This is a genomic window from Mesorhizobium sp. M2C.T.Ca.TU.002.02.1.1 (genome assembly GCF_003997225.1).
Genome location: NZ_RZTO01000164.1, coordinates 1 through 9,523 on the forward strand (window position 1 = coordinate 1; position 9,523 = coordinate 9,523).

The window sequence follows — 9,523 nt, forward strand, 5'->3', positions numbered from 1 at the left end:
TCCTGGTGGCGCTCGGCTTCCTCTTCCATAAGCTGTCTCGGCGCAACTATCCGCATGTGCATGTGCCCGCCGCCAGCGGGCACGGCACCGCCGACCGGCCGCCGGCAGAGCGCGTCGGCTTCCGGCCCGAGGATGTCGACGCCGCGCTCTTGGCGCTCGACGAAACCTTCGACATCGACCGTGACGACCTCGAGCGCCTGCTGCGGCAGGTCGAATTGCAGGCGATGGTGCGTTCGCAGCGCACGCTGCTTTGTCGGGACATCATGTCCCGCGATGTGATCTCGGTGATGGAGACGGCCTCCGTCGACGAGGCGCGCAAACAGCTGATCGACCACAACATCCGCACCCTGCCGGTTGTCGACACGAACGGGCGTCTCATCGGCGCTGTTGGCTTGCGCGAGCTGACACGGGCGACCGACATCGTGAAAGGGGTGATGTCGAAAGCCGGCACAGCCTCGCCCGACACGCCGGCGATGAGCCTGCTGCCGGTGCTGACCGACGGCCGCAGCCATGCCGTGGTGATCGTCAACAGCGAGCGGCACATCCTCGGATTGATCACCCAGACCGACCTGCTGGTGGCGGCCGCGCGCGTGCAGGCACCGGCGCTGCTCAAAGCGGTGGCGTAGAGCCAGACCGCTCACCCGTCATCTCCCCGTTCGCCATTCGATCGAGCCGCCGCGTCACTCTTCTTGTCTCGGCGGGCCGGGTGACATGTGTCCATGTGCCGTCATAGGTCGGCTTGCGCCGTTCGATCCAGGCACTCAGGCCTTCGCGCAGGTCGGTCGTGGGGGCCATACGCGCGAACTGCTCGGCCTCGACCAGCAAGCCCTCGGCAATGCTGTGATTGATGCCGCGGGCGACCGAGGTGAGGATAGCGGCGACGGCAGCCGGCGAGTGGCCAATGACGCGCCGAGCGATATCTTGTGCCTGCGGCATCAACTCCGCATGCGGCACCACCTTATTGACGAGGCCAAGCTCGACGGCGCGGTGCGGCGAGAACGCCTCGCCGGTCAAAAGCAGTTCAAGCGCCCGCTTGCGCCCGGCAAGCCTCGGCAGGCGCTGCGTACCGCCGAAGGTAGGCGGCATGGCGAGGTTGATTTCCGGCTTGGCGAACAGCGCGCGGTCGCTGGCGACCGCCAGCGGCACCGCTTCGGTGATCTCACAGCCGCCGCCGAAAGCCAGGCCGTTGACGGCGGCGATGACCGGCTTGCGAAAGGCTTCCAGCCGCGCCGTCAGGCGCTGGCCGCGCGTCACGAAATCGCGCAGCGCGACATCGGCGCCTTCGGCCACGCTCAACGAGAATTCGTGGATATCGGCGCCGGCGGAGAACGCGCGCTCCCCTGCCCCGGTAAGAATGACGGCGCGCACGCCGTCGTCTGTCTCGATCAGGTCGAGAAGCGACAGTAGCCGGTCGATCAGCGCATAATTCAACGCGTTCAGCTTTTCGGGACGGTTGAGAGTGAGGATTGCGACGCAGTCGCGCGTCTCGCTCAGCACAAGTTCGGTCATGACCTTTCCTTTCCGGCGGTTCGGCCGATAAGGAGCAGACTTGTGGTTGCTTGTATATTCACTAGTCGGTATACTTACGTGATGAACGAAAAAGCCAACCCTACGCGAAAACGCCTCGTCGACGCGGCGACCAAGCTCTTCTATGCCGAGGGCATCGGCCGCGTCAGCGTCGACGCGGTGGCTGAGAAAGCCGGGCTCACCAAGCGCACGCTCTATTACCATTTCAAGAGCAAGGACGATCTGATCGCAGCCTATCTCGACGGCCGCGACCAGCCCAATCTCGAGCAGATGGCCGGCTGGTTCGACGCAGCCGAGGGCGGCGCGGACAAGAAGGTCGAGGCGATCTTCACCAATCTGGCACGGGTGGCCCGCCACCCCAAATGGAAGGGCTGCGGGTTCTTGCGCACGGCGGCCGAGCTCGCGGCGATGCCCGGGCATCCAGCGGTCAAGGCTGGCGCGCGCCACAAGACCAATTTCGAAAAATGGCTGGCCGGCGCTCTTTCAAGCCACGATGTCGGCGCAGCGAAGATGCTGGCGCGCGAGATTGTGCTTCTGATGGACGGCGCCTTTTCCAGCATGCTGATCCATCACAATCCCGACTACGTCAACGCCGCCGGCCATGCCGCCGCGACGCTGATCCGGGCGAGGATGGCGGGCAAACACGAAGCTTAGAGCGTAACGCTTCCGGCGCTTCGACTGTGGCGGTCCGAGGGGCAATCTTCAGGATAAGGCCAGCCAGGCCGTGCCGGCGAGAAGCGTGACCAACGTCAGCGGCAGGCCGACCTTGAAGAAGGCGGAGAAGGAAAGCTCCTTGCCGGCCACCTTGGCCTGCTCGGCCACGATCAGGTTGGCAACCGAGCCGAGCAGCGTGAAATTGCCGGCAAGCGTCGAGCTCATCGCCACGACCAGCCAGGCGCGCTCCGGATTTTCCAGACCCGGGATGAAGGGGCGGAGCGCCAGCACCGCCGGCACGTTACTCATGATGTTGGAAAGCACCGCGGTGAAGCCGGAGAGCCGCCAGACATCGTCGAGGCCGAAATCCTTCGCCCAGGCGATCATATCGGGCGTGAGCAGCGTGCGCTCGGCGCCCGCCACCACCACGAACAGGCCGGCGAACATGAAAAGCAGCGGCCCGTCGATCTCGCGGTAGATGCGCCGCGGCTTGATTGCCCGGGTGACCAACAGGAAAGCGCCGGCAATCAGCGCCGCCTTGGCGACGGGGACACCGGCAAAGAAGGCGAGCGCCAGCAGCAGGCAGACGACGGTGGCCTTCAGCACCTGCCCGGGCAGCATGCGGCCGCGATAGACTTCCGGGCTGAGTTCGGCGGGGCGGGAGAATTCGGCGCGGTATACATAACGCACGATGACGATGACGCAGAGCAGGCCGAACAGCGCCACCGGCGCCAGCGCCAGCGTGAAGGCCGGATAGGAAATGCCCGACAGCGCGCCGATCACCATGTTCTGCGGGTTGCCGGTGATGGTGGCGACGCTGCCGCAGTTCGAGGCCGTGCAGGTGGCGATGAGGTAAGGCACCGGGTTGCGGTTGATGACCCGTGTGACGTGGACGACGATCGGCGCCATCACCAGGCAGATCGCGTCGTTGACCAGGAAGGCCGAGAGCACGCCGGTCAACAGCGTCACCATGACCAAAAGCATGAAAGGTGCATGGGCATGCTCGATGGCGAAGCCGCCAAGCGCCCGAAACGCGCCCGAAACCTTCAGATGCGCGACCACGATCATCATGCCGAGCAGCAGCGTGATGGTGTCGAAATTGATGGCTTTGTAGGCATCCTCGATGCTGATCGCGCCGATGGCGATCATGGCGGCGCCGCCGAGAAGCGCGATGCCGGCACGGTCGAGCCTCAGGCCAGGAATGCGGCCGACAGCTACACCGGCATAAGTGGCGACCAGGATGAAAAGCGCGCCCGCACCAGTCCATGTCATTGCAAAGAAGGTTCCCGTTGCCTGCCCTGCTCGCCGGAATCGGCCGGCGCATGGACGCGCATCACTTTTAGCAAGGGCGAGGCAAAGGGAAAGCGTGCAAACGCGTGAAAGTGCGATGACGTTTTCGCGGTTCCATATTCATAAACCCTAATGTAAAGAATGATGAATTAACATATCTGACCGATAATCCAGGCGTTGGGGACTAAACGGATGAACACGGTCGTTGAAGCGGAACATCGCGTCCCATCGGGGGAGGAATTGATGCGTCCGCAGGAATGCTCCCGCTGTCACGGGGCCAAGAAGGTTTTCGTTTGCGCGCGCTGGCTGAGCTCGAACGGCCATTGCTGCCCGGAAGGTACGCATCGGCTGAATTGTCCGGGACACAGCATCGTCTGCCTCGAATGCAGCGGGCGCGAGAGCTAGCGAGACCCGGCGAGTCGCCGGTCGGCTGCAAGCGCCCTAACCACCGCTTCTAGGAGGCAGCTACGGCGCGGGACGCTCAAAGCGCCGTACTCGGCTACGATGATACATTTCGTCGCTCAAGCTTTCCGCGCTGGAGCAGCTGGCAATCAAGCTAAAGGATGCGCTGGCTAAATTGCCGGGCCGGCTATCAAATCCGTCCGAGCACAACCAGAATGATGACAATTACAAGAACCAGCCCCAAACCCCCGCCGCCATAGTAGCCAGTGCCGTAGAATGGCCCCCCGCCTAAGCCGCTAAAGCCGCCAAGCAGAGCAAGGATAAGAATAATGATAAGAATTGTGCCGAGACCCATGGCCTTTTCCTCTTTCTTAAGCGCGAACCCGGCGCCGTTATGACCAAGTCAACTCGCAAGCGGCGCGCATGTTCCGCTCACCTCCGGGCCGATTCTACTCGGGAGTGGCCGAGTAAGACGATACCATCGGCTGTCCAGGGTTGGCGTCAAGTTTGATGGGGACCAAAAACATAAGCGCGATGGCGATGGCGATCGAGGCGATAACAGCAGCGGTGCTGAACATGTGCTTCATATTCCTATCCTTAATATTCGAAGTTGCTGAACGACGTGTTCGCCAAGTCTCCTGTTCCACTTCACCTTCGTGGAACCATTCTCGCGTCCGCAACGTTTGAGGCAGCCCTATCCGGGCAACATTGGGAAGGAAACAGCCACATGGGCGCATCGGTTCTTACCGGCATACTGATCACCTTCCTGGTGGTGATCCTGGTGCTCTATCTCGTGCAACGTCTGCCGCTCGACGCCCGCGCGCGCCAGATCGCGCAGATCATCGTCATCATCATCGGAATCGTTTCGCTGCTCAAATATCTTGCGGTGTTCTAGCCGCGATCCATATTCGGCAACCGGAAACTTCAAAAAGCCGGTGTGCCATGAGAATGAGAACCCTGTCGATCGCATCTACCGCAGGTAAAATATTGTGGGCCGGCACAGTGTTATGCAGCGTGAGCGCAGCTTATGCCCGGCCAGACACGCGCGCGATGACTTGCGCGCAGACGCAGGCCCTGATCAGAAGCGATCACGCCGCGGTCTTGACCACGGGTGCGAACACCTATGACCGGTTCGTTCGCCAGTTCGGCAACGAGTGCGACTGGCCGGAAGTGCCAATCTCGACGACGGTTCCGACCAAGGATGGCGAGTGCCGCGTCTATCGGTGCCAAGAGCCGATCAACCTTCCGGACTGACCCTTGCTCCTTGCACCGGCGCGGAACCATTACAAGCTCATGCGGGTTTTAGCAGCCAGCAGCGGGACTTGCCGGGCGTGAGAGAAACTTGGCTCCGTGCATAACCGCAGGAGGAACGGCAATGCCTGAAATCGTGCGCAGCGGCAGTTGCCTGTGTGGCGGCGTGCAGTTCCGCGTCACTGGCGATCCGCTCCGGGTCGGCCTCTGTCATTGCAAGGACTGCCGCAAGACGAGCGGATCTGCCTTCCATGCCTACGCCGTATGGCCGTTGCGAGCGTTCGAAACCACCGGCATCACCAGCAGCTATGGCACTCGAAGCTTTTGCCCCAGCTGCGGAAGCCGCGTTCCCTTCGTCGACAATGGCGAGGCCGAGGTCACGATTGGCAGTCTGGACATTGCGCCAACCGAAGGGTTGGTGCCGAGCTACGAACTCTGGATCGGACGCCGCGAACCCTGGTTGCAACCCCTGCCCGGGGCGCGTCAGTTCGAGCATGACCGGGCCGCCGATGGTTCGGCTGCAGGCGGTGAACGCGGCGCGGAGCCACAACAAAGGTCAGCCTAGGTCTGGCTCTTGGTGGACTTTGGTCGGAACGACAATGACCTTCAGTCTAGCGGTCGACCACGAGCAGCCGGGAAAGCGCTTGGCCGTCGATTGATATGCGCGGACTTTCCTCGAAGTTTTGCTTTTTTCAACCAGCGGTCGGTTTGACGGCCAATCAGCTGCCGCTAGCATTTTTGAAACGTGGCGAAACATGAGTCGTGGCCGGCGCGGTTTCAGGCGACAGCACGCAACAGAGTTCTACTCACTTTACCAATATAAGAGTTTTTAACCATGCTTCCCACGGCAATACAACCCTTGATATTGCTTCCATCGCCATCTGCGGTGCTTATCTCGTGAAGTACAAGCTGAAGTTGCAGTATCGATGTGAAAATTCTTTCGGCTCAAGAAATTTTTTTAACCACTTCTGTTCCCGGTTATAGCGACCATGGCATTTAAATTGCCACGATCGGCAGGCGCAATGACTTTAGGCCCTGTACAAAAGGCCATCTTTGTTTCTTCCCGTTTTTGCTACATAGTGCTGCCGAATCTTGAAACCGAACGGGGCGGTTTTCATGACGTTGGCGCCTGAACACGGCCGCAACATGCATATGCGGTATCCACCGATCGACGGGTTCTGGACCTGGGACATCAAGCGCGACCGTATCTATGGCGACGCTAACCTTTCAGACTATTTCGGTTTGACACTTGACGAATTCTCGCACGGCGCGCCGCTGGAGCGATGCATGGAAAGCATCGATCAAGACGACCGCACAAGGGTTCGGCTGGCCATCCGCAAGGCCGTGGAACGCAGGTCCGGCTTCAGGGAGGTCTACAGGGTCCGTTCCGAAAAGATGGGGTTGCGGAAGATCCTGGCCGTGGGCCAATGTTACGTCGACGGGGTGGGCGAGGCAGCCCTTTATCCAGGCTGGTTCATTGATCTGACGAACAATGCCGCGTGCGAGGAGCAGGCGCTGCGCGAAATCCACAACCATGTGGGGCAGGCCAAGGACATAGCGCGATCGATTGGACATGACCTGATGTCCTATCTTCTGGATAATATCGAGGAAGAGGTCGAGCAGCGGCTTGACGGAAGACTGGGGAGGCGAAGATCGTCCTGAGGCCGCTTTCGCAGATTGTTTCAGGGCTAGCTGCCCCTGCGGCGCCTGCCGACTTCAGCCGTAACCATGCGCGCGAAATACGATTGGGGCGATCGGCGCTCGATGAGTTTGGCCCGCTCCAGGGCCGCATCGCCGTAAAATTCGATCAGCACGCTGGCGGCCTTGGCGGCATCGGCCCTCAACCGGCCGAAATCGGCCTGCCCGCCCTCGGTCGAAAGCCCGCTCCTGGCAATCACGTCAAGCATGGCTTGCAACTTGTCAGGAGTGCTGCCCTCGTCTTCATGCATGGTCGCTATCCGATTGGGCGCGTAAAATATCGACATTTCCGCTCAATGTCCAACGGGTTCGTTGACCGGGCATCGGTGCAACCGAGTACAGCTTCGCCGCGAGCGGGGCCACAATCTTCATACAAGCATAGTGAGCCAAACTTACCGCGCATACATTTGGGGGGCACCCATGGACCAGCCTAGCAAAATGGAAAACCTGCAGTTTGCGCAAGGGATTTTGCGAGAACTTCGCCAAAAGGCCGAGGCCGATGGCGAAAAGCTTCTGACCTACCTGATCGACATGGCTTATCTCGAAGCCAGCGACCGCATCCGCGCCCACTGGATCGGCAGCCACGAACACGAAGGCCGCCGCGCCAAGGGCTGAGCCTGCCCATTCCGGGCGGCAAGCCAGAACGCAAAAAAGCCCGCCATGCCTTCCGGCACGGCGGGCGGATCAAAGCGCGTAAAGGCTATTTCAAACGGCCAGATTATGACGCGGCCGCCTGTTGGCGGACCGGAAGCTTCCAGCCCGGCCGCGCGAAATGACAGGTGTAGCCGTTGGGATAGCGCTCGAGATAGTCCTGATGCTCGGGCTCAGCTTCCCAGAAGGGCCCGACCGGGGCGAGCTCGGTGACGACCTTGCCGGGCCATAGGCCCGACGCGTCGACGTCGGCTATCGTGTCCTCGGCGATCCGCTTCTGTTCATCGCTGGTGTAGAAAATCGCCGAGCGATAGCTCGCGCCGATATCGTTGCCCTGGCGGTTCTTCGTCGTCGGATCGTGGATCTGGAAGAAGAACTCTAGAAGCGTGCGGAAATTGGTCCTGGCCGGGTCGAAGATGATCTCGATTGCCTCGGCGTGGGTGCCGTGGTTGCGGTAGGTGGCGTTGGCGACATCGCCGCCGCTGTAGCCCACTCGCGTCGAGATCACGCCGGGCAAGCGCCGGATCAGATCCTGCATGCCCCAGAAGCAGCCGCCGGCAAGGACAGCGCGCTCGGTGGAAGAAGCCATGTCGTACCTCCTTTGGATTGCTCCATAGATAGGCATTGCGCCTGGATTCTTCCAGCGGCTCGAACGGGCGAATGCCGACGCAGGGATCGAGTGTTCTCGTATATCGGGCATCGACGGTCGGTCGGTTAACGCCTGTGCTGCTTCGCCTGGGCCGCGCTTAGGAATCCGGCGTGTGTTTGAATCTTCGCACCACCACCTCGAACACGATGTCCGAGATCCACATTGCCGAGACTCCGATGAGGAAGGCTGCGGCGAGCGTGGTGGTGTCGTCGGCGGCGGGGATCGGCAGGCCGCTTGCGCGAACCCAGGCGACGACAGGCAATGTCAGATAAGCGGCGGCCAAAGCGCCGCAGATGGGCGAGGCGATCATCTCGCGCAGCTTGTAGCGATGGCGCGACAGCGCCCTCAGCACGCCGCCGGCGAGCCCCGCCGCCACGACCTGGCCCTTGATGCCCAGAAGATCGAAGATGTCATGCATCACGGCCTCCAGCCGCAGAGTTTTTCGCCCTTGCGGTTGTGGGCAAGCAGCGCCCTCGCCTCCTGGTCCGAGAGCATTTCGACGGCCCTGGTGGAAAGGCGCACGGGCGAGGCGACGGCGCAGAAGCCGCCTTTGGCCGTCGTGCAGCCGGCAAGCGCGGCGGCCATGGCGGCGACAATCAGTCCCTTGCCCATGACTTCAACTCCTTCCTGACCGCGCCGGCCGGCAAGGCGCCGATGTCGTTGTCGACCTGGTCGGCGACATCCCGGGCCGCGGCCTCGGCTTCAGCCTGCTTGCCGCGCTCGGCCCGCGCGCCGGCAAGACGCTGGTGACCCCCCCAGCCGAGCGCGCCGATAATGCCGGCACCGATCGCCAGGACTGTCGAATTGGTGAGAAGCCATGCCAGCAGCGCGCTCATAGCAGCGCTCCGATAAGAAGACCGGCGATGAAGCAGGCGGCGCCCACGATCACATACGGCCTGGCGGCTTCGATGCAGGCGGCGAGCAGACCTTGCAGATTTTCCATGGTCAGTGCTCCCAGCCCAACCGGCGCGCGAGCAGATGCCACCACTCGGCCGAGGCAGCGATGGCGAGACCGAGGCCGGTCTCCAGCGCCATCTGGATGTCGGGATCGGCGGAGAACGCCGAGGCGTCGTCGGCGCCCAGAAGGCCGCGCGCGACAAGCACGCCCGCGCAATAGCGCAGGGCGATGCGGATGATGACGGCAATCATTGGCAGAACACTCCGAAGAGATTGCAGGGAAGATGCGTGGCCCAGGCGGTAAGCGAGCCGAACGCCAACACGATCAAGGCGAAGATGCCGGCGGCCTTGGCGGGCGACGCGGGTTTGGGCGGCGCGGTGTGTGCGTCATTCACGACATGCGATCCGGCGCTGACGGGCGTTGCCGCTGGCGTGGCGTCATCGCCCGGCCCTGGCGAGGCAGATTCCCCAGCTGCCGACGGCGCGGCCGACATCAGCAACGCC

Annotated in this window: 17 protein-coding genes; 7 read left to right on the forward strand and 10 right to left on the reverse strand. The window is 62.1% G+C overall.

What is annotated here, in order from left to right:
• On the forward strand, positions 1–626 hold a 626-nt coding region (locus tag EOD07_RS11580; protein ID WP_127235545.1), incomplete at its 5' end, for a CBS domain-containing protein.
• Here EOD07_RS11580 and EOD07_RS11585 read toward each other — a convergent pair.
• On the reverse strand, positions 610–1,509 hold the full coding sequence (locus EOD07_RS11585) for a crotonase/enoyl-CoA hydratase family protein (RefSeq protein ID WP_127235546.1): 900 nt from the start codon (positions 1,507–1,509) through the stop codon (positions 610–612). The two genes, EOD07_RS11580 and EOD07_RS11585, sit on opposite strands and share 17 nt — an antisense overlap.
• An 81-nt stretch (positions 1,510–1,590) precedes the next feature.
• Here EOD07_RS11585 and EOD07_RS11590 point away from each other — a divergent pair, with 81 nt between their 5' ends.
• Positions 1,591–2,181: a TetR/AcrR family transcriptional regulator gene (locus EOD07_RS11590; RefSeq protein WP_127235547.1), complete on the forward strand. Its 591-nt coding sequence runs from the start codon at positions 1,591–1,593 to the stop codon at positions 2,179–2,181.
• 48 nt (positions 2,182–2,229) lie between these two features.
• Here the strand turns inward: EOD07_RS11590 and EOD07_RS11595 are convergent, their stop codons facing one another.
• From EOD07_RS11595 to EOD07_RS37605, 3 genes are all read right to left on the reverse strand, one after another.
• Positions 2,230–3,453, reverse strand: coding sequence for an anion transporter (locus EOD07_RS11595; protein WP_127235548.1), 1,224 nt, complete (start codon positions 3,451–3,453; stop codon positions 2,230–2,232).
• 610 nt (positions 3,454–4,063) lie between these two features.
• Entirely contained in the window at positions 4,064–4,228 is a 165-nt protein-coding gene (locus EOD07_RS11600; protein WP_082048942.1) for a DUF3309 family protein, read from the reverse strand.
• Positions 4,229–4,322: 94 nt separating this feature from the next.
• The gene (locus tag EOD07_RS37605) at positions 4,323–4,460 is read right to left on the reverse strand and encodes a hypothetical protein (protein ID WP_164772184.1); all 138 of its coding nucleotides are present in this window, start codon (positions 4,458–4,460) and stop codon (positions 4,323–4,325) included.
• 140 nt (positions 4,461–4,600) lie between these two features.
• Between EOD07_RS37605 and EOD07_RS11605 the strand changes: the two genes are divergently transcribed.
• The 3 genes from EOD07_RS11605 to EOD07_RS11620 all read left to right on the forward strand — a co-directional run bounded on the left by EOD07_RS11605 (position 4,601) and on the right by EOD07_RS11620 (position 6,786).
• Entirely contained in the window at positions 4,601–4,768 is a 168-nt protein-coding gene (locus tag EOD07_RS11605) for a Thivi_2564 family membrane protein (RefSeq protein WP_127235549.1), read from the forward strand.
• 480 nt (positions 4,769–5,248) lie between these two features.
• Positions 5,249–5,689, forward strand: a complete 441-nt coding sequence (locus EOD07_RS11615) for a GFA family protein (protein WP_127235550.1) — start codon at positions 5,249–5,251, stop codon at positions 5,687–5,689.
• 551 nt (positions 5,690–6,240) lie between these two features.
• The gene (locus EOD07_RS11620) at positions 6,241–6,786 is read left to right on the forward strand and encodes a hypothetical protein (protein ID WP_127235551.1); all 546 of its coding nucleotides are present in this window, start codon (positions 6,241–6,243) and stop codon (positions 6,784–6,786) included.
• Positions 6,787–6,812: 26 nt separating this feature from the next.
• Here EOD07_RS11620 and EOD07_RS11625 read toward each other — a convergent pair whose 3' ends face one another.
• Positions 6,813–7,073, reverse strand: coding sequence for a hypothetical protein (locus EOD07_RS11625; protein ID WP_127235552.1), 261 nt, complete (start codon positions 7,071–7,073; stop codon positions 6,813–6,815).
• A 130-nt stretch (positions 7,074–7,203) separates the two neighbouring features.
• On the opposite strand from EOD07_RS11625, the gene EOD07_RS11630 reads away from it, so the two are divergent.
• Positions 7,204–7,437, forward strand: a complete 234-nt coding sequence (locus EOD07_RS11630; protein ID WP_164772183.1) for a hypothetical protein — start codon at positions 7,204–7,206, stop codon at positions 7,435–7,437.
• 103 nt (positions 7,438–7,540) lie between these two features.
• Here EOD07_RS11630 and msrA read toward each other — a convergent pair whose 3' ends face one another.
• The 5 genes from msrA to EOD07_RS11655 form a co-directional block, all read right to left on the reverse strand.
• Positions 7,541–8,062, reverse strand: a complete 522-nt coding sequence (gene msrA / locus EOD07_RS11635; RefSeq protein ID WP_041009575.1) for a peptide-methionine (S)-S-oxide reductase MsrA — start codon at positions 8,060–8,062, stop codon at positions 7,541–7,543.
• Between the two features lie 157 nt (positions 8,063–8,219).
• Positions 8,220–8,540, reverse strand: a complete 321-nt coding sequence (locus EOD07_RS11640) for a hypothetical protein (protein ID WP_127235554.1) — start codon at positions 8,538–8,540, stop codon at positions 8,220–8,222.
• On the reverse strand, positions 8,540–8,734 hold the full coding sequence (locus tag EOD07_RS11645) for a hypothetical protein (RefSeq protein WP_127235555.1): 195 nt from the start codon (positions 8,732–8,734) through the stop codon (positions 8,540–8,542). Before EOD07_RS11645 ends, EOD07_RS11640 begins: the two co-directional genes overlap by 1 nt.
• Positions 8,719–8,958, reverse strand: a complete 240-nt coding sequence (locus tag EOD07_RS11650) for an ABC transporter permease (RefSeq protein ID WP_127235556.1) — start codon at positions 8,956–8,958, stop codon at positions 8,719–8,721. Before EOD07_RS11650 ends, EOD07_RS11645 begins: the two co-directional genes overlap by 16 nt.
• A gap of 109 nt (positions 8,959–9,067) precedes the next feature.
• On the reverse strand, positions 9,068–9,271 hold the full coding sequence (locus EOD07_RS11655; RefSeq protein ID WP_127235557.1) for a hypothetical protein: 204 nt from the start codon (positions 9,269–9,271) through the stop codon (positions 9,068–9,070).
• 36 nt (positions 9,272–9,307) lie between these two features.
• On the opposite strand from EOD07_RS11655, the gene EOD07_RS38120 reads away from it, so the two are divergent.
• Positions 9,308–9,523 (forward strand): hypothetical protein (locus EOD07_RS38120; protein WP_206519460.1); only part of this gene is annotated, 216 nt, incomplete at its 3' end.

Coding starts and splice junctions, on each gene's coding strand:
- EOD07_RS11590 (WP_127235547.1), top strand. CDS start 1,591: ATGAACGAAAAAGCCAACCCTACGCGAAAACGCCTCGTCGACGCGGCG.
- EOD07_RS11650 (WP_127235556.1), bottom strand. CDS start 8,958: ATGAGCGCGCTGCTGGCATGGCTTCTCACCAATTCGACAGTCCTGGCG.
- EOD07_RS11645 (WP_127235555.1), bottom strand. CDS start 8,734: ATGGGCAAGGGACTGATTGTCGCCGCCATGGCCGCCGCGCTTGCCGGC.
- EOD07_RS11620 (WP_127235551.1), top strand. CDS start 6,241: ATGACGTTGGCGCCTGAACACGGCCGCAACATGCATATGCGGTATCCA.
- EOD07_RS11585 (WP_127235546.1), bottom strand. CDS start 1,509: ATGACCGAACTTGTGCTGAGCGAGACGCGCGACTGCGTCGCAATCCTC.
- EOD07_RS11615 (WP_127235550.1), top strand. CDS start 5,249: ATGCCTGAAATCGTGCGCAGCGGCAGTTGCCTGTGTGGCGGCGTGCAG.
- EOD07_RS11605 (WP_127235549.1), top strand. CDS start 4,601: ATGGGCGCATCGGTTCTTACCGGCATACTGATCACCTTCCTGGTGGTG.
- EOD07_RS11595 (WP_127235548.1), bottom strand. CDS start 3,453: ATGACATGGACTGGTGCGGGCGCGCTTTTCATCCTGGTCGCCACTTAT.
- msrA (WP_041009575.1), bottom strand. CDS start 8,062: ATGGCTTCTTCCACCGAGCGCGCTGTCCTTGCCGGCGGCTGCTTCTGG.
- EOD07_RS11640 (WP_127235554.1), bottom strand. CDS start 8,540: ATGCATGACATCTTCGATCTTCTGGGCATCAAGGGCCAGGTCGTGGCG.
- EOD07_RS11625 (WP_127235552.1), bottom strand. CDS start 7,073: ATGCATGAAGACGAGGGCAGCACTCCTGACAAGTTGCAAGCCATGCTT.
- EOD07_RS11600 (WP_082048942.1), bottom strand. CDS start 4,228: ATGGGTCTCGGCACAATTCTTATCATTATTCTTATCCTTGCTCTGCTT.
- EOD07_RS11655 (WP_127235557.1), bottom strand. CDS start 9,271: ATGATTGCCGTCATCATCCGCATCGCCCTGCGCTATTGCGCGGGCGTG.
- EOD07_RS37605 (WP_164772184.1), bottom strand. CDS start 4,460: ATGAAGCACATGTTCAGCACCGCTGCTGTTATCGCCTCGATCGCCATC.